The sequence below is a fragment of the Actinophytocola gossypii genome (assembly GCF_025165815.1).
Lineage (GTDB): Bacteria > Actinomycetota > Actinomycetes > Mycobacteriales > Pseudonocardiaceae > Actinophytocola > Actinophytocola gossypii.
Map to the genome: position 1 here is coordinate 153,580 of NZ_JAFFZE010000017.1, position 24,482 is coordinate 178,061.

At 72.5% G+C, this 24,482-nt stretch carries 24 protein-coding genes; 13 read left to right on the forward strand and 11 right to left on the reverse strand.

What is annotated here, in order from left to right; all coding sequences use genetic code 11:
- Positions 1-119 precede the first annotated feature (119 nt).
- Positions 120-887, forward strand: a complete 768-nt coding sequence (locus JT362_RS24295; protein ID WP_260193996.1) for a GGDEF domain-containing protein — start codon at positions 120-122, stop codon at positions 885-887.
- A gap of 3 nt (positions 888-890) precedes the next feature.
- Here JT362_RS24295 and JT362_RS24300 read toward each other — a convergent pair whose 3' ends face one another.
- The gene (locus JT362_RS24300; protein ID WP_260193997.1) at positions 891-1,700 is read right to left on the reverse strand and encodes a maleylpyruvate isomerase N-terminal domain-containing protein; all 810 of its coding nucleotides are present in this window, start codon (positions 1,698-1,700) and stop codon (positions 891-893) included.
- A 64-nt stretch (positions 1,701-1,764) separates the two neighbouring features.
- On the opposite strand from JT362_RS24300, the gene JT362_RS24305 reads away from it, so the two are divergent.
- The 5 genes from JT362_RS24305 (at position 1,765) to JT362_RS24325 (ending at position 6,650) form a co-directional block, all read left to right on the forward strand.
- Complete coding sequence (locus tag JT362_RS24305) at positions 1,765-2,376, forward strand: winged helix-turn-helix transcriptional regulator (RefSeq protein WP_260193999.1); 612 nt, start codon at positions 1,765-1,767, stop codon at positions 2,374-2,376.
- Positions 2,377-2,441: 65 nt separating this feature from the next.
- The gene (locus JT362_RS24310; RefSeq protein ID WP_260194001.1) at positions 2,442-3,743 is read left to right on the forward strand and encodes a glycosyltransferase 87 family protein; all 1,302 of its coding nucleotides are present in this window, start codon (positions 2,442-2,444) and stop codon (positions 3,741-3,743) included.
- 9 nt (positions 3,744-3,752) lie between these two features.
- Entirely contained in the window at positions 3,753-4,949 is a 1,197-nt protein-coding gene (locus JT362_RS24315) for a 5-(carboxyamino)imidazole ribonucleotide synthase (RefSeq protein WP_260194002.1), read from the forward strand.
- Positions 4,946-5,464 (forward strand): 5-(carboxyamino)imidazole ribonucleotide mutase, encoded by a 519-nt coding sequence (gene purE, locus JT362_RS24320; RefSeq protein WP_260194003.1) that lies wholly within the window; start codon positions 4,946-4,948, stop codon positions 5,462-5,464. The genes JT362_RS24315 and purE overlap by 4 nt, the downstream gene beginning before the upstream one ends.
- 40 nt (positions 5,465-5,504) lie before the next feature.
- Positions 5,505-6,650: an acyl-CoA dehydrogenase family protein gene (locus JT362_RS24325; protein ID WP_260194150.1), complete on the forward strand. Its 1,146-nt coding sequence runs from the start codon at positions 5,505-5,507 to the stop codon at positions 6,648-6,650.
- Between the two features lie 9 nt (positions 6,651-6,659).
- On the opposite strand, the gene JT362_RS24330 is transcribed toward JT362_RS24325, so the two are convergent.
- Both JT362_RS24330 and JT362_RS24335 read right to left on the reverse strand, forming a co-directional pair.
- A complete protein-coding gene (locus tag JT362_RS24330; RefSeq protein WP_260194004.1) occupies positions 6,660-7,943 on the reverse strand; it encodes an erythromycin esterase family protein in 1,284 nt (427 codons plus the stop codon).
- A gap of 3 nt (positions 7,944-7,946) precedes the next feature.
- Positions 7,947-8,597, reverse strand: a complete 651-nt coding sequence (locus JT362_RS24335) for a CatB-related O-acetyltransferase (protein WP_260194005.1) — start codon at positions 8,595-8,597, stop codon at positions 7,947-7,949.
- A gap of 45 nt (positions 8,598-8,642) precedes the next feature.
- Between JT362_RS24335 and JT362_RS24340 the strand changes: the two genes are divergently transcribed.
- Positions 8,643-9,248: a TetR/AcrR family transcriptional regulator gene (locus tag JT362_RS24340; RefSeq protein WP_260194006.1), complete on the forward strand. Its 606-nt coding sequence runs from the start codon at positions 8,643-8,645 to the stop codon at positions 9,246-9,248.
- Between the two features lie 16 nt (positions 9,249-9,264).
- On the opposite strand, the gene JT362_RS24345 is transcribed toward JT362_RS24340, so the two are convergent.
- Positions 9,265-9,465, reverse strand: coding sequence for a hypothetical protein (locus tag JT362_RS24345; protein WP_260194007.1), 201 nt, complete (start codon positions 9,463-9,465; stop codon positions 9,265-9,267).
- Between the two features lie 152 nt (positions 9,466-9,617).
- Between JT362_RS24345 and JT362_RS24350 the strand changes: the two genes are divergently transcribed.
- On the forward strand, positions 9,618-10,067 hold the full coding sequence (locus JT362_RS24350) for a DoxX family protein (RefSeq protein ID WP_260194008.1): 450 nt from the start codon (positions 9,618-9,620) through the stop codon (positions 10,065-10,067).
- A gap of 15 nt (positions 10,068-10,082) precedes the next feature.
- Here the strand turns inward: JT362_RS24350 and JT362_RS24355 are convergent, their stop codons facing one another.
- The 3 genes from JT362_RS24355 to JT362_RS24365 are packed head-to-tail and all read right to left on the reverse strand — an operon-like array spanning position 10,083 to position 13,676.
- Positions 10,083-10,784: a TIGR03089 family protein gene (locus JT362_RS24355; protein ID WP_260194009.1), complete on the reverse strand. Its 702-nt coding sequence runs from the start codon at positions 10,782-10,784 to the stop codon at positions 10,083-10,085.
- A 10-nt stretch (positions 10,785-10,794) separates the two neighbouring features.
- Complete coding sequence (locus tag JT362_RS24360; RefSeq protein WP_260194010.1) at positions 10,795-12,060, reverse strand: LCP family protein; 1,266 nt, start codon at positions 12,058-12,060, stop codon at positions 10,795-10,797.
- Positions 12,061-12,092: 32 nt separating this feature from the next.
- The gene (locus JT362_RS24365) at positions 12,093-13,676 is read right to left on the reverse strand and encodes an LCP family protein (RefSeq protein ID WP_260194011.1); all 1,584 of its coding nucleotides are present in this window, start codon (positions 13,674-13,676) and stop codon (positions 12,093-12,095) included.
- A gap of 142 nt (positions 13,677-13,818) precedes the next feature.
- Between JT362_RS24365 and rfbD the strand changes: the two genes are divergently transcribed.
- Complete coding sequence (gene rfbD / locus JT362_RS24370; RefSeq protein ID WP_260194012.1) at positions 13,819-14,721, forward strand: dTDP-4-dehydrorhamnose reductase; 903 nt, start codon at positions 13,819-13,821, stop codon at positions 14,719-14,721.
- Between the two features lie 319 nt (positions 14,722-15,040).
- Here rfbD and JT362_RS24375 read toward each other — a convergent pair whose 3' ends face one another.
- Positions 15,041-16,126, reverse strand: a complete 1,086-nt coding sequence (locus JT362_RS24375) for a glycosyltransferase family 4 protein (protein WP_260194013.1) — start codon at positions 16,124-16,126, stop codon at positions 15,041-15,043.
- Positions 16,119-18,635: a glycosyltransferase gene (locus tag JT362_RS24380; RefSeq protein ID WP_260194014.1), complete on the reverse strand. Its 2,517-nt coding sequence runs from the start codon at positions 18,633-18,635 to the stop codon at positions 16,119-16,121. Before JT362_RS24380 ends, JT362_RS24375 begins: the two co-directional genes overlap by 8 nt.
- A 127-nt stretch (positions 18,636-18,762) precedes the next feature.
- On the opposite strand from JT362_RS24380, the gene JT362_RS24385 reads away from it, so the two are divergent.
- The gene (locus JT362_RS24385) at positions 18,763-19,236 is read left to right on the forward strand and encodes a hypothetical protein (RefSeq protein ID WP_260194015.1); all 474 of its coding nucleotides are present in this window, start codon (positions 18,763-18,765) and stop codon (positions 19,234-19,236) included.
- On the opposite strand, the gene JT362_RS24390 is transcribed toward JT362_RS24385, so the two are convergent.
- Complete coding sequence (locus tag JT362_RS24390) at positions 19,208-20,158, reverse strand: glycosyltransferase (protein ID WP_260194016.1); 951 nt, start codon at positions 20,156-20,158, stop codon at positions 19,208-19,210. The two genes, JT362_RS24385 and JT362_RS24390, sit on opposite strands and share 29 nt — an antisense overlap.
- Positions 20,159-20,182: 24 nt before the next feature.
- Between JT362_RS24390 and JT362_RS24395 the strand changes: the two genes are divergently transcribed.
- The 3 genes from JT362_RS24395 (at position 20,183) to JT362_RS24405 (ending at position 23,418) form a co-directional block, all read left to right on the forward strand.
- The gene (locus tag JT362_RS24395) at positions 20,183-21,313 is read left to right on the forward strand and encodes a glycosyltransferase family 4 protein (protein WP_260194017.1); all 1,131 of its coding nucleotides are present in this window, start codon (positions 20,183-20,185) and stop codon (positions 21,311-21,313) included.
- Positions 21,314-21,393: 80 nt separating this feature from the next.
- Positions 21,394-22,527 carry a glycosyltransferase family 4 protein gene (locus JT362_RS24400; RefSeq protein WP_260194152.1) on the forward strand — a complete coding sequence of 378 codons (1,134 nt, stop codon included), beginning with the start codon at positions 21,394-21,396 and terminating at the stop codon, positions 22,525-22,527.
- 18 nt (positions 22,528-22,545) lie between these two features.
- Positions 22,546-23,418 carry a glycosyltransferase family 2 protein gene (locus tag JT362_RS24405; RefSeq protein WP_260194018.1) on the forward strand — a complete coding sequence of 291 codons (873 nt, stop codon included), beginning with the start codon at positions 22,546-22,548 and terminating at the stop codon, positions 23,416-23,418.
- 5 nt (positions 23,419-23,423) lie between these two features.
- Here JT362_RS24405 and JT362_RS24410 read toward each other — a convergent pair whose 3' ends face one another.
- On the reverse strand, positions 23,424-23,825 hold the full coding sequence (locus tag JT362_RS24410) for a hypothetical protein (protein WP_260194019.1): 402 nt from the start codon (positions 23,823-23,825) through the stop codon (positions 23,424-23,426).
- Positions 23,826-24,482: the final 657 nt, after the last annotated feature.

Here is a 24,482-nt window from a genome sequence, read left to right on the forward strand (position 1 = left end):
CGTGCCCGCGTTACTCACACGTACGCGATGGCCGACCGGACGGAGCGACAGTGACGGTACGTGAGGCGGGGTCGCGCGCACATCGTGGCGATGCTGAAGGTACTGCTCACGCGCTGCGGGTGCTGCGCGCCAGATGGCGCACGGCCAGCATCGCGGCCGGCTGGCGGTTTCCGAGCGACTGGGGCCTGCCCGAGGTCGACGACGTGTGCTCGTCGGCGGTGCGCGAGGCCGACCTGACCGCCGCCCTGGCCGGTCTGGGCCGCGCCAGGGCCGAGTCCGGTGCGGGCCTGGACGAGACGCTGACCGACCTGGCCGCCCTGCACGCGGTCCTCACCACCGAGGACAGCCGGGACGGCCTGATCGCCACCGACCCGAACGCCGCCCCGACCCAGCTGCTCCGCGCCGCCGCACTGGCCTGGGCGGACGCCTCCTGCGGCGAACTGCGCAACGCGGAGACCACGGAGAACCTGACCAGCCTGTCCACCCACGCCTACCTGCGCACCCGCCTCGGCGAGGTGTACCGGCAGGCCGCCAGGGCCGGGGTGCCGGTCTCCGACACGCACGCGCTGCTGGTGGTGACCCTGGACCTGTCCTCGGTCACCGGCTGGTCCCGGCTGATGGCCATGGTCCTGGTCGCCGACGTGCTCCGCGAGGTCTTCGACGGCGGCGAGAGCATCGCGATCCTCGGCCCGTCGGTGGCGGTCGTCCTCGCCGAACGCGACCCGTTCTTCGGCGACCGGGCGCTGCACGCGGGCTGGCTGGTCACCGAGCGCCTGACGGTCGACCCGCAGCTGGCGTCCGGGCAGCGCCCGTGGCTGCGCGTGGAACGCCTCCCGGACGCCCAGGAGGACGCCCGCGCCCTCCTGCACCGCGTCAGCAGGGCGTGACCGCTACGGGGTGTTCAGGACGGTGAGCATGCGGGCGAGCTTCCATGGGCGACGGCCCCAGGCGGTCAGCTTCCCGCCGAGCAGGGTTCTTTCGATTCCCTGTCGCTCCATGACGAGCAGGATGAGCGCCGTGGGATCGGCGCGGATGTGGGCGTCGACGTCACGTGCTGGCCCATGGTCGAGCGTCAACGAACCGCGGTCGAACACCATCACCGTGCGTCCACCGCCACGCAGGCGCACGTCGATTCGAGCGCGGAAGGATTCGCCCTTCTCCTGGTTCACGAAAGCGGCGGGCGGCAGCGCCGCGATGAGCGGAAGCACACCGCCCTCGAACGCGAGCAGGGCGTGCCGACCCGCGATGCGCCACGGGCGCCCGGTGGCTTCTGCGATGTCGTGACCGTGGACCAGGCATTCGTTCAGCAGGTGACACGCCACCGCCGACGGTGACAGGCGGGCACCCTGCAGCCAGTCGACCGTCGCCGACCGCGAACGCGACGCGACGTCGTCGAACTCGTCGGCAAGCGCGCCGATGCGATCGGCGAGTACGTCCGGGTCCCGTTCGCCGTCCTCGGCCAGCAGTTTCGCGGTGGTCTCGGCCATCCCCGCCTTCGTCACCACGGCTTCCGGCACCGGTGTCCCGGCGAGGGCGTCGATGTCGGCGCGGAAGGCATGGGACAGGTGCGCCGCGACCTCCCCGACGGTCCACGTACCCACCGAAGCGGCGTCGGGGTCGGAAATGTCGCGCACCAGTGCGACGAGGCCGGGGACGACGTCCCGCAACGCCGCACGAGCCTGGGCCATGGTGTCAACCATCCGTACTCCTCTCCCCGGGTCCGCTTGATACTTTCAAGTGAGCTTGTTTTTGTAAAGTAGCGGCATGAGTCGAAGCTACGGCCAGTTCTGCGGCCTCGCCCGGGCGCTCGATGTCGTTGGTGACCGGTGGAACCTGCTCATCGTTCGTCAGCTGTTGGTTGCTCCCGCCCGCTACCGGGAACTGCTCGACGGACTCCCCGGCGTGGCCACCAACCTGCTCGCCGATCGTCTCCGCGACCTCGAGACGGCCGGGGTGATCGAGCGACGGTTGACCGGCGAGGGCAACGCCGTCGGGTACGCGCTCACCCCCTGGGGCGCCGGGCTGCGCGAGCCGATCGAGAGCCTCATCCGCTGGTCCACGCCGCTCATGGTGCGCGGGCCGGGCGAGGACGACTTCCGCGCCGAATGGCTCGTCCTGCCGCTGCGGGCCCTGCTCGCCGGCAGGGTGACGGTGTCCCGGTCGTCGACGGTGGTGATCGCGGTCGACGACCGGCACTTCCAGGTGCGGGCGACGTCCTCGGGCATCGAGGTGGGGTCGCACGACGGCGGCGACAGTGACGCGGTCGTCCGTGCCGACGCCGCGACCGTGCTCGGCCTGGCAGCGGGTGTGCTCACCCTCGACGGCGTCGACGTCGAGGGCGATGAGGCGGCCGCACGGGCCGTCTTCGGCGCCTGACCCGGCCACGACGGGAGCCGGCGCCGGTGCGGGGCGCGCCGGCGCGGCGTGGTTTCCTTGCTGCCGTGAGTGAGGTCGTACGGGAGTCCCCCGCCGCGGGGCAGGACACCGGCGGCGCGCACTGGCTCGTCGAGTCGCTGCGGCGGCTGTTCGCGCGCCCGGCGCTCGCCGCCGCGTTGTTCGCGGTGCCGATCGGGCTGCTCGTCGCGGGCGTGGTCAGCTGGCTGATCGACTGGCGGCTCGGCGTCGACAGCGCCGTCTACCGCTCCGGGGCGATCGCCCTGCTCACCGGGGAACCCCTCTACGACAAGGACTTCCTCAGCTCCGAACCCGACTGGGCGCGGCTGCCGTTCACCTACCCGCCGACCGGTGCGCTGCTGTTCGTGCCGCTCGCGCTGTTCGCCACCCAGGTCTCCTGGGGCATCCTCGCGGCCGGCTCGGTGCTCGCGCTCGCGCTGGTCGTCCGGATCGCCGTGCAGGCGTTGCCCACCCGGCCGACCTGGATGACCCCGGCCACCACCACCGTCGCGGTCACCGTCCTCGCGCTGGCCGTCGAACCGGTGTGGCGGACGCTGTTCCTCGGCCAGATCAACCTGATCCTGATGGCCCTGGTCGTCGTCGACGTCCTGGTGCTCGGCCGGGTCCGGCACGTCGGCGGCGTGCTCGTCGGGGTCGCCGCCGCGGTCAAGCTGACACCGCTGATCTTCGTGCCGCACCTGTGGCTGATCGGCAGGCGCGCGGACGCCGTGCGCGCGGTGGTCACCTTCGTCGCGCTGCAGGGCCTGCTCCTGCTGATCATCCCGCACGACTTCACCCGCTTCTGGACCGTCGCGGTCACCGACCCGGAGCGCACCGGCCCGACGTTCTGGGCCGGCAACCAGTCGATCCACGCGCTCATCCTGCGGCTGTCCGACCTCGCACCGTGGTCGCTCGCCGCCGCGATCGGGGTCGGCGCGCTGCTGGCGATCCCCGCGGTCTGGCTGGTCCGCCGCTACCACCGGGCCGGCCGTCCGCTCACCGCGCTGCTGGTCACGGCGTTCTTCGGGCTGCTGCTCAGCCCGGTGTCGTGGTCGCACCACTACGTCTGGGTGGTGCCGCTGCTGGTGCTGCTGCTCAGCCGGCTGCCGGAGCCGCTGCCCAGGGGGATGGCCCGCGTCCGCGCACTCGCCGGCATCGGCGCGATCGTCGCGGTCTACGCGAGCGGTGTCCTGCTCATCATGCGCAGCTCCGACCCGAACCGGCCGGCCGGTGAGAAGCCGGAGCTGGAGTGGACGCCGCCCGAAGTCGTCCTCGGCAGCGCCTACCTGCTCGTCCCGCTCGTCGCCGGGGTACTGGTGCTCGTCCGTGCGCGGCGGGGCACGGGATAGGTTCCACCTGTGGACACACGCACCGGCTTGCCGATCGTCGGCATGGTTGGCGGCGGCCAGCTCGCCAGGATGACCCAGCAGGCGGCGATCGCGCTCGGCCAGTCGCTGCACGTACTGGCGACCTCGCACGACGAGTCCGCCGCGCTCGTCACCCCGAACGTCAAGCTCGGCTCGCACACCGACCTGGACGCCCTGGTCGACTTCGCGCGGGGCTGTGACGTGCTGACCTTCGACCACGAGCACGTACCGACCGAGCACCTGCGCGCGCTCGCCGAGCGGGGCGTCAAGGTGCGGCCGGACGCCGAGGCGCTGCTGCACGCCCAGGACAAGCTCGTGATGCGGAACCGCCTGCACGCGCTCGGCCTGCCGGTGCCGCCGTTCGCCCCCGTGCACGAGGTCGCCGACGTGGTCAAGTTCGGCGACGAGCACGGCTGGCCGTGCGTGCTCAAGGCCGCCCGAGGCGGCTACGACGGCCGGGGCGTGTGGATGCTCAACGGCGCCGAGTCCGCCGGTGACCTGGTGCCGCGCCTGCTCGAGTGGGGCACCCCGCTGCTGGTCGAGCAGCGGGTGGCGATGCGCCGCGAGCTGGCCGCGGTCGTCGCGCGGTCGCCGTTCGGCCAGGGCGGCTGCTGGCCGGTGGTGGAGACCGTGCAGTCCAACGGCATCTGCGTCGAGGTCCTCGCCCCCGCGCCCGACCTGGGCGAGCGCGCGTCGCAGCAGGCCCAGGAGCTGGCCCTGCGGATCGCCGCCGAGCTGGGCGTGGTCGGGGTGCTCGCGGTCGAGCTGTTCGACACCGACGCCGGCCTGGTCGTCAACGAGCTGGCGATGCGCCCGCACAACTCCGGCCACTGGACCATCGAGGGCGCGGAGACGTCCCAGTTCGAGCAGCACCTGCGGGCCGTGCTCGACTACCCGCTCGGCGCCACCGACGCCCGCGCGCCGGCGGTGGTGATGGCCAACGTGCTCGGCGCGCCCCAGGCACCCGCGATGGGTCCCGACGAGCGGCTGCACCACCTGCTCGCCCGGTACCGGGACGCGCACGTGCACTACTACGGCAAGCAGGAGCGGCCCGGTCGCAAGATCGGCCACGTCACCCTGCTCGGGCAGCGGATGACCGACGTGCGGGAGCGGGCCAGGCTCGCCGCGCACTGGCTGTCACACGCGGTCTGGCTCGACGGCTACGACATCCACGGGGGATCCGAATGACACCGATCGTCGGCGTGATCATGGGCAGCGACTCGGACTGGCCGGTGATGAGCGCCGCCGCCGAGGCGCTCACCGAGTTCGAGGTGCCGCACGAGGTGAGCGTGGTCTCCGCGCACCGCACCCCGCGCCGCATGCTCGACTACGCCGCGGAGGCGGCCGACCGCGGCCTGCGCGTGATCATCGCCGGCGCCGGCGGCGCCGCGCACCTCCCCGGCATGGTCGCGTCCGCGACGACGCTGCCCGTGATCGGCGTGCCAGTGCCCCTCAAGTACCTCGACGGCCTGGACTCCCTGCTGTCGATCGTGCAGATGCCAGCCGGCATCCCGGTCGCCACGGTGTCCGTCGGCGGTGCCCGCAACGCCGGTCTGCTGGCGGTCCGCATCCTGGCGGCGTCCGACGAGAAGCTCCGCACCCGCCTCGCCCAGTTCCACGAGGATCTAGAACAACTCGTGCTCGACAAGGACGACGCCCTCCGCGCGAACCTGGCCGCTGACGCCGACGTGAACGGGCGCTAACATCGGGGGTGTCGACGCGAGGAGGTGGCCGGTGGCGGGCCTGTACGAGCTGAGCGAGGAACACGAGGCGCTGCGGGAGGCGGTCCGCGCACTCGCCGAGAAGGAGATCGCGCCGCACGCCGCCGAGGTCGACGAGCAGGAGCGCTACCCGGCCGAGGCCCGCGACGCGCTGGCCAGGGCCGGGTTCAACGCTGTGCACGTGCCCGAGGAGTACGACGGCCAGGGCGCCGACGCGATCGCCGCGTGCATCGTGATCGAGGAGGTGGCGCGGGTCGACGCGTCCGCGTCCCTGATCCCCGCGGTGAACAAGCTCGGCACTCAACCGATCCTGCTGTCCGGGTCGGAGGAGGTGAAGAAGCTCGTCCTCCCGTCGATCGCCGCAGGCGAGGCGTCCGCGTCCTACGCGTTGTCCGAACGCGAGGCCGGCTCCGACACGGCGTCCATGCGCACCCGAGCCGTCCGCGAGGGCGACACCTGGGTCCTCAACGGCACCAAGGCGTGGATCACCAACGCCGGCGAGTCCACCTGGTACACGGTGATGGCCGTGACCGACCCGGAGGCGGAGAAGAAGGCCAACGGCATCTCCGCGTTCGCGGTGCACAAGGACGACCCCGGTTTCGTGGTCGGTTCGAAGGAACGCAAGCTGGGCATCAAGGGCTCACCCACCTGCGAGATCCACTTCGAGAACTGCGAGATCCCCGCCGACCGCATCATCGGCGAGCCCGGCACGGGTCTCAAGACGGCGCTGCGCACCCTCGACCACACCCGCCCCACCATCGGCGCCCAGGCGGTCGGGATCGCCCAAGGCGCCCTCGACGCGACGCTCGCGTACGTCAAGGACCGCAAACAGTTCGGCCAACGCATCGCCGACTTCCAGGGCGTCCAGTTCATGCTGGCCGACATGGGCATGAAGATCGAAGCGGCCCGGCACCTGGTCTACACCTCCGCCGCCGCCTCCGAACGCGCCGACAAGCGAGCCGGCTTCATCGCCTCCGCCGCGAAGACCTACGCCTCCGACATCGCCATGGAGGTCACCACCGACGCCGTCCAACTCTTCGGCGGCGCCGGCTACACCAAGGACTTCCCCGTCGAACGCATGATGCGCGACGCCAAGATCACCCAGATCTACGAGGGCACCAACCAGATCCAGCGCATGGTCATGGCTCGCGCCCTGCTCAAGGGCTAGATCGCGTCCTCAGAGGTGGAGGTCGTCGGCGATGGTGGATCGTGGGGTGGTGAGCACGCCGTCGAACGCGTCGAGGACCGGGGTGTGCAGGTAGGTGCTCTGCATCCGGATGCGGTCAGGGCTCGCGGTGCCGGGGACCTCGCGGCGTGCTCGGCGTAGGTCGGCGACGCTGAGCCCGAGGTCGGCTCCGGCGAAGGCGGCTTCGATGCTGCCGGACTCGGGTGGTCCCAGTGCGGTGTCGTCGACGGCGAACCCGAAGGTGGTCCGCTCGTCGCGGCGCATCTCGGCCGTGTGTCCGGTGCGGCTCGTCAGGGCGAGGGCGAAGTAGTCGTCGCCGAGGGCGTTGTGCAGGTGCTGTCCCATCGGGAACGCGGTGAGTTGACCGTTGAAGGCGATCGGCACCTTCTGGATGTGGGCGTTGTGGGCCACCAGCACGACGCGGGTCCCGGGTTCGAGCCGCTCCAGGTGCCACCGAACCGACCCGGCGAGGTAGACCTCCCGGCTCGACGTGTCGGCGGCCAGACCCCTTCCGGCGAACAGGTCGGCCATGGCACGGAAGGTGTAGTCGCCGTGGCAGGCGCCTTCCAGGCGGCGTACGGCGACGTCATAGCTGCGCTGGTCACTTCGGGAGACGTAGAGCGCCTCGACGGCGCGGAACCGGAGCAGCAGCCGCCCCAGATTCGCGCTGAGTGCGTCCTGTTCGGTGGTGGCCAGCCGGGCCCACGCGGGTGCGGCCGCCGCGGCGGAGTGGCCGGCGAACGACTCGGCGATCCGAGTCGCCGCCTCGATCATCGGCAGCGTCTCGGGATCGATCCGGCGCAGGTAGTCGGCGACCGGGGTGAGTGCTGGGATCAGGGACCCGCCGGCCATCGGGATGTCGATGCCCGCGAAGCGCACGGGTCGGGCGGCGGTGCGGTTGTGCCGGCGGATCCAGCGCAGCGGCCCGTCCAGTCCGATGGGAACCGAGCCGGCGAGGTGAGCCGACAGGTCGTCGTCCGTGCCCTCGCCCCGCACCCACGCGTCGAGGGGGAAGCCTTCGCTGAAGCCGTACTCGAACGCCAGCACGGTGAATCCGCGACGTTCGACCAGGTACCGCAGGATGCGTCGGCGCAGCGAGTCGAACTCGTCGACGAAGTGGGAGTGCTCGCCGATCGCGACGACGCGCGCGTCGCCGATGATCTCGCCCAGCGGTTCCAGGTCGTCGATCGGCGCGGCCGGGTCGAGGTGCGTGAGCGGGACGGCGTGGCCGCGCAGCCAGTCGGCGAACGGGCTGAGGCGGGACGGGGCAGGCATCGGCTATCGGACCGTGGGTGCGGCGCGCTCGAGGTCGCCGACGCTGCCGGACATGATCGTGCGCACGTGCTCGGTGATGTGCTGGAGCGGCCAGTCCCACCAGGCCAGGGCGAGCAGGCGGTCGATGTCCGCGTCCTGGTAGCGGCGGCGGATGAGTCGCGCGGGGTTGCCGCCGACGATGCCGTAGTCGGGGACGTCGTCGACCACGACCGAACCGGACGCGATGACCGCGCCGTGTCCGATCCGGACGCCGGGCATCACCATGGAGCGGTAGCCGAACCAGACGTCGTTGCCCACCACGGTGTCGCCTCGTCCGGGTAGGCCGGTGACGAGGTCGAAGTGCTGGCTCCAGGAACCGCCCATGATCGGGAACGGGAACGTGGACGGGCCGTCCATGCGGTGGTTGGCGCCGTTCATGACGAACCGCACACCCTCGCCCAGGGCGCAGAACTTCCCGATCACCAGCTTCTCCGGCCCGTAGTGGTAGAGCACGTTGCGGGTTTCGAAGGCGGTCGGGTCATCGGGGTCGTCGTAGTAGGAGAACTCTCCGACCTCGATCAACGACGACGTGACCAACGGTTTCAGCAGCACCACCCGTGGTTGCTCCGGCATCGGATGCACCACGGTCGGGTCGGCCGGCGCGCTCGACGTCATCCGTCACTCCCGTTATTGCGACAACTGTTACATTAGGATCCTGCCATGCCTTCCCCAGCACCACTCCGCCGCCCCGGCGGCCGGACCGCCCGCATCCGTCAACAGGTGCTCGACGCGGTCCTCGCCGAACTCGGCGAGCACGGTTTCGACGGGCTCACCATGGAGGCCGTCGCCGCCCGGGCCGGGGTACACCGCGCGACGGTCTACCGGCGCTGGGGCGATGTCGGCGGCCTGCTCGCCGACGTCCTGGTCGCGGCGGGCGACGACGACTGGCGGCCTCCGGACACCGGATCGCTGATCGGAGACCTGGCGGCGCTGAACCAGGAGATCTACGACGCACTGGTCGCGGAGCCGTCGGTCGTGGCGGCTCTCATCGCCGCCTCGTTCCGCTCGGCACAGGCCGAACTCGCCCAACGGCGGCTCTGGGAGGACCGATACGAACGCTGCGAGGTCGTCGTCAGCCGGGCCGTCGAGCGTGGCGAACTCCCGCCACACACCGACGCGCGGCGACTGCTCATCGCGGCCACCGCGCCCCTGTACCACCGGTTGGTGTTGCTCCACACGCCACCCGACCCGGACCTACCCGGCGACGCGGCCAGAACCGCCGTCCTCGCCGCGTCCGCCGGCGCCTTCGCCGTCGGTGGCACCTGACGGGCCCGCGGTCCGCTCACGGGTTGGCTTGTTCGTCGTCGGGCCGTTGGGCGCGCCTGGTCGCCAGGTCGATGACGGTGACCAGGATCGTCGCCACGGTCACGATCCCCAGGGCCACGGCAGCCACCCCGGTCGCCGTGTTCGTGACGAACGCGATGATGAAGAAGACGACGGTGGCGACGGCGACGATACGGGTGCCGAGCTTGACGTTGCGCATGGCCGCCGACGCTACGGCCGGTTGCCCCGCTCGTGCGCGCCGTTGACCGCAAGGTGCCGGTTCGAAAAATCCTTGGGCCGGTGTGTCGATCCGGTCGCTGGTCCTTCGACGTCCTGGTGAAGCAGCCAGAAACTCGCGGAAGGACCACAGTCATGACGACGACCCGGCCCAGCACCGACCAGACCATCACCTCGCCGGCCGTCTCGCCGGTCGCCGGGAAGCTGCCGGCCGCGACCCTCGGCCTGACCAGGGTGGTGGTGTCGTTCCTCTTCGTCTGCCACGGACTCGTCGGGCTGTTCGGGGTCTTCGGCGGCATCGACGGCCAGGGCGGCACCGTCGCGGCGCTCAGCTGGCCGGACTGGTGGGGCTCGGCGATCCACCTCGTCGGCGGGGCGCTGGTGCTGGTCGGCCTGTTCACCCGGCCCGCCGCGCTGCTCTGCTCTGGCGCGATGGCCTACGCCTACTTCACCGTGCACCAGCCGATCGCGCTGTTCCCCATCCCGAACGGCGGTGAGCCCGCCGCGCTGTTCTGCTGGATCTTCCTGCTGGTCGGCGTGCTCGGACCGGGCGCCTTCGCGCTCGACGCCCTGCGCCGCCGCTGACCCTCGCTTCGCGGGTCACAGGTCGACGGTGGTGCGTTCGGTCTCCCGGTGGCGGGTCAGCTTCTCCTGGTCCGGGTTGGTCACCTGGACCAGGGACGCGCCGGCGGCCAGGACGGTCAGCAGACCGGTCAGGACGCCGCCGGGGATCGTCCAGTCCTGAGTGGACAGGGCGCGGGACGTGCTGGTGAGGCCACGGGATTCCACCAGGGAGCGGGCTTCGGTCAATACGGAGTCCACTGTGGAACCGGCCAGGCACGGGGTGTCGGGCGGTACCGGGGTCAGCGCGAGGAAGTCGTCGCCGTGGAGGCGGGACTCGGCGATGTAGTCGACCGTTCCGGGCGGCACGGCGGTGCCAAGGTCGCGGCCCATCGGGTCCAGGGACACCGCGGCGGTGACGGTGGCGCCGACGGCATCCCCCGACGGGGGGACGAACGCGACGGTCGCGTCTTCGGGGGACGCCACGACGTCCGCGCCGCACCACCAGGCGCCGAGCAGCACGCCGGCGGTCTGCCAGTGTGCGGGCAGGAGCACGGCCACCCGGTCACCCGGCTCCACGTCGTGCTCCTCGACCAGCCAGTTCGCCGTCTTCGCCGCCCAGTTGGACAGGGTCGCCACCGACAGCTCCACCCGCGTTCCGGCCGCGTCGTCGTAGTGGGTGACCAGCGGGCGCGCCGGGTTCCGGCGCAGCGGTGCCAACAGGGTCTCGGTGAGGCTCAACGGTTTCCTCTCAGTACACGCACGGGACCTGCCGCTTCACCGCGGCCGGGGCGGACAGGTCCAGCATGCCCCCACGCGCGAACCCGGCCGGAGTCGACTCCGGTGTCGATTCCGGGGTCGACACCGCCGGGGGCGCGGGCGCCGGTGGAGTCCCGGTCACCAGGTCCGCCACGTACTCGCGCACCGCCGGCACGTCGACGGTGATGATGCTCTGCCCCCGGTCGTTGCGCGCGCCCACCCCGGTCACCGGGATCGTGTCGAACCGCACGTTGCCGGACGCGAGGGCCTGGGCCTGCTGGACCAGCTCCAGGAACCCCAGGCCCTCGTCCATCACCACGGTCTTCGCGACCGCCTCCTCCAGTTCGTCCAGCCGGCCCGGGTTGGTCAGCAGGTCCCCGGACAGCACCTTGTTCATCGCCGACGCCAGGAACGTCTGCTGCCGCACGATCCGGTCCAGGTCGCCGCGCGGCAGGTTCTTGCGCTGCCGCACGAACGCCACCGCGTCCCCGCCTCGCACGGTCTGCGGCCCGGCCGCGAACGACGCGCCGGAGTCCGGGTCGCTCGTCGACTGCCTCAGGCACACGTCCACGCCGTCGATGACCTCGGTGAGCAGGTAGAACCCGTACAGGCTGACCTCCGTGTAGTGGTCCACCCGCACCCCGGTCAGCCCCTGCACCGCCTGGATCAACGCCGCGCGCCCGGCGTCGTCGGACTCGCGCTCGATCAGCGCGTCGTCGGTCTCGCCCCCGTCCCGCAGCTCCTGCTCGGTGCGGGCCTTGACCAGGCCGAACGCGCCGTTGATCTTCTCCTCGCTGCCGAGCGCGTGCACCATCACCGACGTGTCGCGCGGGATCGACACCGCCGAGCTGCGGCCGCCGTCACGCGGGATGCGCAGCAGGATGAGGGTGTCGGTGTTGAGGGTCTCGGTCGCCTCGGTGCGCAGGATCCGCAGCAGCTCCGGCGACAACTCGTTGCCCTGCATGTCGGTCCGGCTGTCGCTGCCGATGACCAGGATGTCGTTCGCGCCGTCGTCCGGTGGCGGGGGCGGCGGCGCGGACGGGCCGATCTCCTGCGCGCGCGCCACCGCGTCCGTCGTGTTCGTGCTCTCCTCGAGCTGCACCACCTGCAACCACACCAACGTCATCGCGGTCAGCGCGGTCACCGACACCACACCGACGAGCACCCGGCAGACGACCAACAGGGCGGTGACGCCGCGCCGCCGGGTACGACGGTTCTCGAAGCCCTCCGCAGCGCCCTCCTGGGCGTCGTCAAGCACAACACACCTCCCCTACCCGCGTACCAGGCTAGCTAGTTCACGCAGTTCACGCCGCCGGCATTGATCTGCGGCTCGGGGGTGGTCGGGGGAGCCGTCGGCGACGTCGGCGACGTCGGCTGGTGCTGCGCCACGACGCTGCCGCCGCCGAAACCGTCGGTCACGCCCGGGTAGTCGGTGCCGAGCACGACGCGCACATGGCTCGGCGCCTGGCTCGCGTCCTCCTCGAGCAGGAAGTCGCCGGCCAGTTCGTCGGCCACGTACTGGGCCAGGCTCTCCTCGCCCGGCGCGTGCCGGATCACCGACGACGAGCGGACCATCGCGTCGCCGATCTCGCCAGGGTTGAAGCCCTTCGCGGCGAGGTCGTCGCGCACCGACGCGGCGAGACCGACCGTGTTCGAACCGTTGCGCACGTCCACCGTGACCAGGCCGAGCGACGGCCGTTCGCCGTCCCGCGCCTGGCCTTCCGGCGCCGGTTCGGACTCCTCGGTCGGGGACGCCCCGGTCGGCTCGTCGCCGCCGCCGTCCGTGGTGAGCGACCGCACGAACCGGGCCACCGCCGCCGGGTCGACCTCGAGCACGTCGGCGCCGCCGATGTTGGTGTTGCCGAGCGTGGGGATGGTGTAGAAGTCGATGCCGCCGCTGTTGAGCCCGGACATCTGCAGGGCGAACGTCCCGAGGTCCCAGCCGTTGGACAGCACCACCGACTTCTGCACCGCCGCCACCAGCTCCCGCACCTTCGACGGGCTGGTCAGCATGTCCGCGGAGAGAACCTTGTTCGCGAGCGCGCCGAGGAACGCCTGCTGGCGCACGATCCGGTCCAGGTCGTAGTTGGGCAGGCCGTAGCGCTGCCGGACGAAGGCGAGCGCCTTCTTGCCGGAGATCGTCTGCACGCCCTTCGTGAAGTTCGCACCGGACTTCGGGTCGCGGGTGGCCCGGTTCAGGCACACCTCGACGCCGCCGATGGCCTTGGTGACCTCGTAGAAGCTGCCCAGGTTGACCTCGGCGTAGCGGTCGATGGTGACCGCGTCGCCGATCAGGTTCTCGATCGTGGCGATGAGGTTCTTTCGCCCGGCGATCTTGGCCTGGTTCTCCAGCTCGTCCATGTTCGGCGCGGTGTCGCCGAGCTCGTCGAAGGTGTCGTTGTACGCGTAGGCGAACGCCGAGTTGAGCCGGTGGTTGCCGTACCCGCCGGCGAGCTCGACCCAGGAGTCGCGGGGAAAGGAGATGGCGACCGCACGCGTGCCGTCGACCGGGATGTGCACGAGGATCATGGTGTCGGTGTTGCGTTCGCCCTCGTTAACCCCGGCGTTCAGCATGTCCAGGACCTCGTCCGGCAACGGGTTGCCGTGCGCGTCCTCCCGGCTGTCGATGCCGACGAGCAGCATGTCGACCGCGCCGTCGAGCGGGATCGACTGGTCCTCGACCTCCTTGGCGATGACGTCGGTGGTGACGGTACCGTCGTTCACGTCACCGACCGCCCACCATCCGTAACCCATGGCGCCGACGACGGCCACCGAGGCCACGGCCGCGACCGAGCGACCGGTGTACGTGCTGGCCTTGCGCCAGCCCCGTAAGGGCCTTCTGCGGCCAGGTAACACCTGCGTACGTTCGTCCACGCACGCTCCTCCCCGTCCCCCGACGGAACTTGAGCACTACGATACCGACCCGTTGGCAAGGGCGTCGGTGCCTTGCGATTGTTAGGACGCAATACTGACCGCGTCCGGTTTACCTCCGAGTAAAGGAATTTGGTGGTCGTGCATGCTCGCGTTGCTGGTACCCGGCGGTAACGGCCAGCTCGGCCGTGAGCTGGCGGCGCGCGCGCCGGCCGGGTACGAGGTGCGGGCGCCCGGGTCGGCGGAGCTGGACATCACCAACGCCGGAGCCGTGATCGAGGCGGTCAAGAGCCTGGCGGAGGGCGCGGGCTCGCTGGTGCCGGTCGTGGTCAACACCGCCGCGTACACGGCTGTGGACGCCGCGGAAACGGACACCACCAGGGCGTTCGCCGTGAACGCCGACGGCCCGCGCCTGCTGGCCGCCGCGTGCTCCGCGCACGGCGTGCCGCTGGTGCACGTGTCGACCGACTACGTGTTCGCCGGCGACGCCGACCACCCGTACGCCGAGTCCGACCCACCCGCGCCGCGCGGTGCCTACGGCGCGACGAAGGCGGCCGGCGAGGAGGCCGTGCTCGGGTCGGGCGCGCGGGCATGGGTGGTTCGCACCGCGTGGGTGTACGGTGCCCACGGCCGCAACTTCGTGAAGACGATGGCGAGGTTGGCCGCGTCCCGCGACACCCTGACCGTGGTCGACGACCAGCGCGGCTCCCCGACCTGGACCGGCGACCTCGCGGACGGCCTGCTGGAACTCGCCGGCCGCGTGGCCGGCGACTCACCCCCCGAGTCGACGATCCTGCACGCCACCGGCGGCGGCGAGACGACGTGGTACGAGTTCGCCGGGGCGGTGTTCGAGGAACTGGGCCTTGACCCGGCGCGGGTCCGGCCGTGCAAGTCGGAGGAGTACCCGACCCCGGCGCCGCGCCCCGCCTACTCGGTGCTCTCGGACGCCGCGTGGCGCGCCGCCGGCCTGACCCCCCTCCGCCCGTGGCGCGAGGCCCTGGCCGCCGCCTTCGCCGTCGACGGCGCCGCCTTCCGCGACCCGGCCTGAGGCACCGCTCCCTGCTGTCGACTGTCCCGCCTGAACCGACAATCCGATTGCCAGCCGGTGCGACCGCGAGTGTGGACGACGGCACGGGGAGGGCTGGGTGGCGAAGCGGCGATACGTGGCGAGGGGCGTGCCCGGCGGGTACCGGATCTGGGACAACAAGGTGCGAAGGTGGTGGGGCGACCACTACGAACTGTGTCCCGACGACCTGCTCGTTGAACTGAATGGCGCCGCGGATCCCGCGCGGATCACCGCCCTGCTCAGGCGCTACGGGCGCTCCGGCGCTGAGCTTGTGGTGCCCAGGCCAGCCCTGAGGTGCTGGCTACGACATCGCGCGGCGGTACGCGGCGACGGTCAGTTCCGCCGTGTGGCGCCAGGTGAAGCCGGCCGCGTGGGTGCGACGGGCGGTCAGGGTCGCCGGGGACGGGGGGTCGGCGAGTGCGGTGGTCAGCGCATCCCGGAGGGCGTCGACGTCGCCGTGGGGGGCCAGGGTCGCGTGGCCGCCGGAGACCTCACGCAGCGCCGGCACGTCCGAGCAGACCACGGGCACGTCGCACGCCAACGCCTCCAGGACCGGCAGGCCGAAGCCCTCGTCCCGGGACGGCAGCACCAGCGCCGCCGCTCCGGCCACCACCGACCGGAGGTCCACATCGGACAGGTAGCCGATCGACCGGACCCGCTCGTCGTGCTGGTGGTGGCCGGGGCCGGCCAGTACCAGCGGCGGAAGCTCCGGCGTCACCTCGTGCGCCTTCAGCAGCCAGCCCAACGACTTCCTCGGCCCGGCCGCCCCGACGAACAACAGGTACCGCTTCGGCAACCCCACCCGCCTGCGCAGCGCCTCGCTCGGTGGCCTCGCGGTGAACCACGCCGGGTCCACGCCCAGCGGCGTCACGGCGATCTTCGACCTCGAGATCCCCAGGCGCTCCGCGGTCACGTCGGCCACCGCGGACGTCGGGGTCAGGACCACGGCCGCGCGCTCGGCCGACCGGGCCACCAGGCGCGGCAGGTTCTCGTCGCTCGGCGGCAACTCCTCGGGAGCGTCGAGGAACGCCAGGTCGTGGATGGTGAGCACGCCCGCCGCCCGCATCGCCGCGGGGAGTACGAAGTTGGTGCCGTGCACCACGTCGGTGAAACCGGCGAACAGCTCGACCGGCGGGAACGGGCCGCGCAGCCAGCACCGCCGCAGTAGGCGCGCGGACACCGGCATGCCGCGGGCGCGTGAACCGTGCGGCAGGACCTTGCGGAGCTTTCGCCAGCCCCGCAACGTGAACGCCACCGCGCGGGTGTCCACTTCGGACATCGAGGCCAGTTCCTCGGCCAGCGCGGCGGTGTAGCGGCCGACCCCGGTGCGGTTGCCGAGCAGCGGTGTGCCGTCCAGCAGCACCCGGATCGGGCCGTCCTCAGGCATCCTCGTCGCCCTTCCTGGCCCACCGCGCGGCCGCGAGCCGGCGCACCCGCCCGGCCGCCCGTCGCGTCAGCTCGCCCGGGCCGCCGGCGTCGAGGTACGACCGGACCAGGTCGATGTCGCGGCGGACGATCTCGCCGACCCGCAGCGGACGGTTCGCCACCAGCGGCTCCGCGCCGGGCAGCCGGTCCGCCGCGGGCGACGGGTTGCGGCAGAACGACACCAGCGGCGCCAGCACGGTCTCCCAGGTGAACCGCTCGCGCACCACGGCGATCCGCTCCCGCGCCGCGCGGGCGAACTCCTCGTCGTAGAGCACCCGCTCCAGCGCCTCGGCCAGCGCCGCCGGGTCCTCGGCCGGCACCACGACGCCGAGGCGCTCGGTGCGGACCAGGTCGGCGAACGCGTCCCCGTCGGTGGTGACGATCGGTAGGCCGGCCCACAGGTAGTCCAGCACCCTGGTGCGGAACGCGAACGTCGTCTCCACGTGCTCGTAGTGCGTCGTCACCCCGCAGTCCGCGTCCAGCAGCCAGTTCTGCCGCTCCGCGTACGGCACCCACGTCTCGTTGAAGAACACGTGCCGGTCGGTCAGCCCGAGTCGCCGGGACAGCAGTCGCGTCCTGGTGCCGATGTCCATGTCCGGCACCTCGGGGTTGGGGTGCCGCATCCCGAGGAACACCAGCCGCACGTCGTCGTGGCGTTTCGCCAGGTCCTCCACCGCGTGCACCAGCGTCAGCGGGTCGAACCAGCTGTAGACGCCACCCGCCCAGAGCACCACCTTGTCGGTCGGCGCGACCCCGGCCAGGCCGCCCTTGACCGGCGACGTCGTCTGCTGCGGCGGCTTGCCGGGCAGCCCGAACGGCGCCACCGCGAGCAGCGAGCGCACGGTCGGGTCGTTGTCGTAGAGCGACGGGGTCAGCCGGCCGAGCGCGGTCAGGTGCCCGAGCCAGAAGTGCCGCTGCCGCTCGGACGCGCACAGGAAGAAGTCGCCGCGTTCCAGCTGGCTGTTCAGCACCTTCGTCACGCCGGCCAGGTCCAGCGCGCGCTGCTCGTCGTTGGCCTCCTTGCCCTGTTCGAGCAGCTCCAGGTGCATCGGGTCGTACATGTCGCAGACCACGATCTTCCTGGAGTCGGTCTTCTTCAGGTCCGGCACCAGCTCCAGCGCGTGACCCTGCAGCACCACGACGTCCGCCCAGTCGACGTGCGGGCCGAGCTCGCGCTGCTTCGCCTGGTGCACGGCGAACGGCGCCTCCGGCGGCACGCACCTCGGGTTCACCGTGACCAGCCGCACCTCGTGCTCCTCGGCCAGCACGTCGGCCATGTTCCAGGCACGGATCGCCGGGCCGGCCATCTGGTCGGAGATCGCGTCGCCGGTGATCACCAGGACCCTCCGGCGCGCGCCGAACACCTCCTCCAGGCCGAACACCTCGACCAGCAGGTCGTGCGCGGCGAGGTAGCGCGGCAGCGGGTACGCGGGCTCCATCGCCTTGCGCATCAACGGAAGCAGGTCGGCGTCGGACCGCACCCTGGCCGCCTGCTCGACCTCCCGCGACGCCGCGAGCGAGCCGAGCAGCTCGACGAACTGGTCGATGGCGAACACCCCGGCCATCGTGGTCCGCGGAACCTCCATCGTGGACTCGCCGGAGTCCGGGAGCCGGAGGTCGAGCTGGGTCGGGTCGAGGTCGCCGCGGGCGGTGGCGCGGCGCACCGCCAGGGCCAGCGCGGCGGGCAGCGCCTTGGCCAGGGTCGCGTCGGAGACGTTCTTGTAGAGCGCGGCCAACGCGTTGCGCTCCAACAGGAACAGCTCGCGCGCGTTGTCCGTCGAGTCCACCTTGGACACCGAGGCGTGGTGGCGGTGGAAGGTCAGCGACGACGGTTCGTACCGCACCCGCCAGCCGCGCAGGTTCAGCCGCCAGCCGAGGTCGACGTCCTCGTAGAACATGAAGAACCGCTCGTCGAACCCGCCGAGCTCGCGGAACACCCCGGCCCGCACGAACATCGCCGAGCCGGTGGCGAACAGCACGTCCCGGGGCACGTCGTGGCTGCCGTCGTCCGGCTGGCCGGCGTGCCGCTTGTAGCCCATGCCGAACCAGGTCAGCCCGGCGTCCACGAAGTCGATCAGCTCGCCGTCCCAGTCCAGCACCTTGCTGGCCACCGCGCCGACGGTCGGCTGCTCGCGCAGCACGTCGACCGCCGCGTCCACCCACGCCGGGTGCGGGCGGGCGTCGTTGTTGAGGAACGCGAGCACGGAGCCGGTGGCGTGCCGCGCACCGAGGTTGCACCCGCCGGCGAAGCCGAGGTTGGCGCCGGCCTCGACCACCTCGACGCCCGGCTCCTGTCTGATCCGGTTCGCGCTCCCGTCACCGGAGTCGTTGTCCACGCAGATGATCTGCAGCGACTCGGCGGGGTAGGCCAGCTCCTCGCGCAACGCGCGCAGGCAGGTGATGGTGTCCTCGGCGCCGCGGTAGTTCACCACGATCACCGAGACGTCCGGGCGTCGCGCCGGTTCGGGCACTCGGGCTCCTCGCGTCAGGGGTGGTGTTGGCTAGCCTGCCCTATCACGGCCCGTGACGAGTGGTTAACCCGCGGAGTCGGCCGATCGGGGTTCCGGCCGGCACATCGACTTTCGGTAGAAAGTGCGCGTGATGCCGAACCAGCCGCCCCAGCACCAGGCCCCGCACGGGTACCCGGCGTACCCCGCGTACCCGGCGTATCCGCAGGCCCCGGCCCCGCCGCCGCGGCGCCGGCGCACCGGCGTCATCGTCGGGCTCGTGCTCAGCGTGGTGGTGTTCGTCGGCGCCGTCGCCGGCCTGGCGATCTTCTACACGTCGACGGCCGGGTCCGACGACGGGGACACGACCGGATCGGGGTCGCCGGGGACCTCGGCCGCCTGGACTCCCGCGATCACCCTGCCCGCCGGCTGCGAGTCGTGCCTGGTGCACGACAGCTACCTGTCCGACGGCACGTTCGTGGAGTCGGCGGTCGTCGTCGCCCGGCACGGCGGGCTGGCCGTCGAGGCCCGGTACCACCGCGGCAGCGCGCCCATCGGCCAGATCGACCAGGTCACCACCATGCTCGCGACGAACGTCATCGCGACCGTGCTGGCCGCCCAGTAGCCCACACCTCGGCCCGGGACCGGGTGGCGCGGCGGCCGATCTCCACCCGCCCGGTCACCAGTCCGGGCAGCCGGGTGACGACCTCGGCGAGCACCCGCAGCCGCAGGCCCACCCGGAAGTTCGCGGCCGCCGGAACCGTCCGGCCGAGCAGCCGGCGCACCGGCAGCGCCGCGGTGATCGCGGCGAACCGGGCCAGCTCCCGGACCGCCACCGCGGCCGGGGCGCAGCGCACCAGCATGGCCAGCCGGTTCCGCTCGTTCCACCGGTGGAACAGCACCGACCCCGGTCGGGTGCTGGCGCCGTGCAGGTGCCGCACCCGCGCCGCCGGCACCGAGCACACCGTCCAGCCGCCGAGCCGCAGCCGCCACGCGGTGTCGGTGTCCTCGTAGTAGCAGAAGAACTCCGCCGGAACGCCGCCCGCCTCGGTCAGCGCCGCCGTGCGCAGCAGCGCCGCGCCGCCGCAGAACCCGAACACCGGGCCGTCGACCGCGTCCGCGCCGTGCCCGTCGCCGGTGAGCACCACGCCGACCGACTGCGTCTCGCCGGCCGGGGTCTCCAGGCGCGGGCTCGCCGCCGCCGCGCGCGCGTCCTCGTCCAGGGCGGTCTCCAGCAGGGCCAGCCAGTCCGGCTCGGGCGCGGCGTCGTCGTTGAGCCACGCCACGAACTCCGTGCCGACCCTCGGCAGCGCGGCCGCGAGCGCACCGGCGTAGCCGACGTTCGCCGCCGTGCGGTGGACCTCGGGCCGGGACGGGTGCGCGGCCAGGATCGCGGCGCTGCCGTCGTCGGAGGCGTTGTCCACGACCAGCAGCCGGTGTGGGCGGGTCTGCGCGGCGAGCGCGTCGAGACACCCGATCAGGTGATCGCGGCCGCGCCAGGTCACCACGACGACGGTGGTCCGTGTCGTGTCGTTCCCGGTGGTCACGGCGCACGACCGTACTCTGTGCTGGTGCCCGAGCTCGTCGTGCTCACCGAGCAGCTGTTGGCGCCCGTCCCCGGCGGGACCGGGCGCTACACCCGCGAGCTGCTCACCGCGATGGCCGCGAGCGCCCCGCCCGACTGGACCGTGGCCGGGGTCACCGCGACCCACAAGGACCTGTCACCCGCCGTGGTGTCCGGCGTCGCCGGTCCGCGCGCGCTGCCGCTGTCCCGGCGCGGACTCACCGCGCTGTGGGAACGCGGCGTGCACCTGTGGCCAGGCGGCGACACCGTGCACGCGCCGACCCCGCTCGCCCCTCCTGCGCCCCGGCGCGGCCGGAGCCTGATCGTCACCGTGCACGACCTGGTGCCGTTCACCCATCCGGAGACCCTCACCCGGCGGGGTGTCAGCTGGCACCAGGCCGCGATCCGCCGCGCGGCCGGGCGGGCCAACGCGATCGTCGTGCCCACCGACGCGGTCGCCGAGGACCTGCACCGGTACGCGCCTGGCAAGGCCACCGTCGCCGTCGTCGGTCACGGTGTCGCCGACGCGCTGCTCGAACCGGTCGAGCCGGCGCAGCTGCACGCCACCGCGGTCGGCCTCGGGCTGCCGTCGGCGTACGTGCTGGCGGTCGGCACGGTCGAGCCGCGCAAGGGGCTGGACGTGCTCATCGAGGCGATGGCCCAGCCGTTCGCGCCGGACCTGCCGCTGGTCGTGGTCGGCCCGCGCGGCTGGGGCGAGGTCGACCTGACCGCGCTCGCCGACCGGCACGGCCTCGCGCCGGGCCGGCTGCACGTGCTCGGCCGGATCACCGACGCCGACCTGGCCGTGGTGCTGCGCCGGGCGACCGTGCTGGCCGCGCCGAGCCGCGCGGAGGGCTTCGGGCTGCCGGTGCTCGAGGCGATGGCGGTCGGCGTGCCGGTCGTGCACACCGACGTGCCCGCGCTGGTCGAGGTCGCCGGCGGGGCCGGGGTGTCGGTACGCCGGGGGGACGCGAAGGCGCTGGCCGCCGGACTGCGGGCGGTGCTGGACGACCCGGCGAGCACCGCGCGGCGGGTCGAGTCCGGGCGGTCCCGCGCACAGGCCTTCACCTGGGGGCACGCCGCGGCCGAGTTGTGGCGGCTGCACACGCGGTTCTTCGCGATGGCGAGCGTCCGGTAGCGGAAATCGTAGGTTTTTCACCCGGTCGGGCCAGGCGGCGGTGCGCGCGGTCGTAGTCTGCACGGGTGTCCGAACCGCGCGTGCTCATCGACGCGACCGCCGTGCCCGCGGATCGTGGGGGCGTCGGGCGCTACGTGGACTCGCTCGTCTTCGCGCTCGACTCCGACGGCGCGCCGATCACGGTGGTGTGCCAGCCGAGGGACGTCGAGCTCTACGGCCGCCTCGCGCCGGGATCCCGCGTCGTGCCGACCGCCGAGTCCAACGCGACCAGGACCGCGCGCCTGACCTGGGAACAGACCACGTTGCCCCGGCTGGTGCGCCGCCTCGGCGTCGACGTGCTGCACTCACCGCACTACACCACCGCGCTCGCCAACCCGGCCGCGTCCGTGGTCACCCTGCACGACGCCACGTTCTTCACCGACGCCGTGCTGCACCACTCGATCAAGGCCAGGTTCTTCCGCGCCTGGACCCGCACCGCGCTGGCCCGCGCCTCGCTGTGCGTGGTGCCCAGCGCCGCGACCGCCGCCGAACTCGGCCGCGTCGCCCGGGCCGACCCGCGCCGCCTGGAGATCATCCAGCACGGCGTGGACGCCGAACGGTTCCACGTGCCGACGCAGGAGGAGATCGCGGCCGCGCGTTCGCTGGTCGGGCTCGGGCCGGACGAGCGGTACGTCGCGTTCCTCGGTGCGCTGGAGCCGCGCAAGAACGTGCCCGCGCTGATCCGCGGGTTCGCGGCGGCCTGCCGGGGGCGTTCCGACCCGCCCGCCCTCGTGCTGGCCGGCCAGCCAGGGTGGGACCGCCAGGTCGAGCGCGCGCTGGACGACGTGCCGCACCGGCTGCGGGTGATCCGCGCCGGCTACCTGCCGTTCGGTGCGCTGGCCGGGTTCCTCGGCGGCTCGGAGCTGGTGGCGTACCCGTCGCTCGGCGAGGGCTTCGGCCTGCCGGTGCTGGAGGCGATGGCGTGCGGGGCGTGCGTGCTGACCACCCGTCGGCTGGCGCTGCCCGAGGTCGGCGGCGACGCGGTCGCGTACTGCGGCGTGGGTGCCGGCGACATCGCCGCCGCGGTGGCCGAACTGCTCGACGACCCCGGCCGGCGGGCGTTCCTGGCCGGGGCGGCGCAGCGGCGGGCGAAGGAGTTCTCCTGGCTGACGAGCGCCGAGGGGCACCGGGCCGCGTACGAGCGGGCACACCGGGTGCACCGGCGCGGGCGGTGACGGGCAGAATAGGGGGCCGTGCCCGCATCGAATCGTGCTGAGTATGGGTCCGGCCTGGCCGTCGTCGTCGTCACCTACTCGCCGGGGGAGACCCTGGACCGGTGTCTGGACACCCTCGGCAAGGCCACCACACGTCCGGTCCGGGTGATCCTCGCCGACAACGGCTCGACCGACGGCGCGCCCGAGCGGGCGGCGGCCGAGCGGGAGAACGTGGAGCTGCTGCGCACCGGCGGCAACCTGGGATACGGCACGGCCGCGAACCGGGGCGTGGCGGAGCTGGATGACTCGTTCGGGTGGGTGGTCGTCGCCAACCCGGACGTGGAGTGGTCGGACGGAGCGCTGGACGTACTGCTGGAGGCGGCCGAGCGCTGGCCGCGCGGGGGCGCGTTCGGGCCGCTGATCCGCGAGGTCAGCGGCGAGGTGTACCCGTCGGCGCGGCTGGTCCCGTCACTCGGTAGGGGGATCGGTCACGCGGTCGTGGGACGCGTGTGGCGGGGCAACCCGTGGACGACGGCGTACAAGCAGTCGGACACCGAGGTGGCGGAGCGGGTGGCCGGCTGGCTGTCCGGGTCGTGCCTGCTGATCCGCCGGGAGGCGTTCGACTCGGTGGAGGGGTTCGACCCGAGGTACTTCATGTACTTCGAGGACGTGGACCTGGGCGACCGGCTGGCGAAGGCGGGCTGGCAGAACGTGTACGTGCCGTCGGCGGAGGTCGTGCACATCCAGGGCCACTCCACGGCCCGCTCGTCCGACGCGATGCTGGCCGCGCACCACGACAGCGCGTACCGCTTCATCGCCGACCGGCACGAGGGTCTGCGCTGGGCCCCGGTCCGGCTGGCGGTGCGCGCCGGCCTGACCGCCCGGCTGAAGCTGGAGACCCGCAAGCCCTGACCGGGTCAGCCGTCCAGGCGGTCGGAGAGGCTGGTGCGCGGGGCGGGCGACGGCTTGGTCGTCGGGATGAGGCCGTCCAGTTCCTCCGGCTGGGTCGGCGGCTCCTGGCGGGCCTCGCGCTGCTGCCGAACGCGTTCGGCGTCCTCCAGGCGGCGCTGCCGCGAACGGATCCCCGGCGGCGCGCTCACCACCTCCGTCGTCGCCTCCTGGGCGATGGCGGGGATGTTCTCCGTCGACCGGGGGGACTGCTGCGGCAGCTCGGGGCGGCCACGGGCGACCGAACCGGGAACCACCATCGTGGCGTCCGGGTCGTTCTCCCGCTGGTCGTTCGCGTCCACGACCGTGCGGGGGATCTGCAGCGTGTTCGCGGCGTCCATCGGCGACACGGCGCTTTCGGGTGTCACCACGAAGGCGCCTCGCGCCCGAGCCCGCGCCAGGGCGGCGTCAGCCCGTTCACGGGGGTCCATGCGTCGACCACTCCCTGCAGCCGTGTCGATGTTCGTCCCCCAGCGTATTCCCATATTCGCCGCGCGTCAGCGAAGATCTGAAATCGATCACTCACCCGTGGACGGATGCGATGCTACATGTCCCGTCCGCGGTCACTTGACGTAATGACGAAAGCCGACAACGAGGACCCGGGAGGCCCGGTGGTTCGGTCCTGGTCAGCGGTGCCGAGATACCGCTGCCGGCTCCTGGTGGCGCGCCTGTCGATGGGCCGGCCGCCGACCATGCAGCTGGTCAACCTGGCCCTGGCGATCATCGGCGCCTGGTCGGTCCTCTACCAGCTGCTGAAGCTCCTGCTGCCCGGCGACGGCTCGTCCCTGGGACTCGTGCTCGCCGGCCTCGCCGCGCTCGGCGCCGCCGCGTCCTACCTGTGGGTCGGCGAGCGGCTCGCCGACGGTCTGCGCGCCGCCGACCTCGACCGGGTCGCCGAACTGGTGACCGAGTCGACGGCGCTGCTGCGTGCCTGCACCCCGACATCGTCGTCGACGCCGTCGAGGACCGGCTCAGGGAATTCGGCGCCCGGGCGGCCAAGCCGTGCGGTGCCGGCGGCCCCGGCGCGG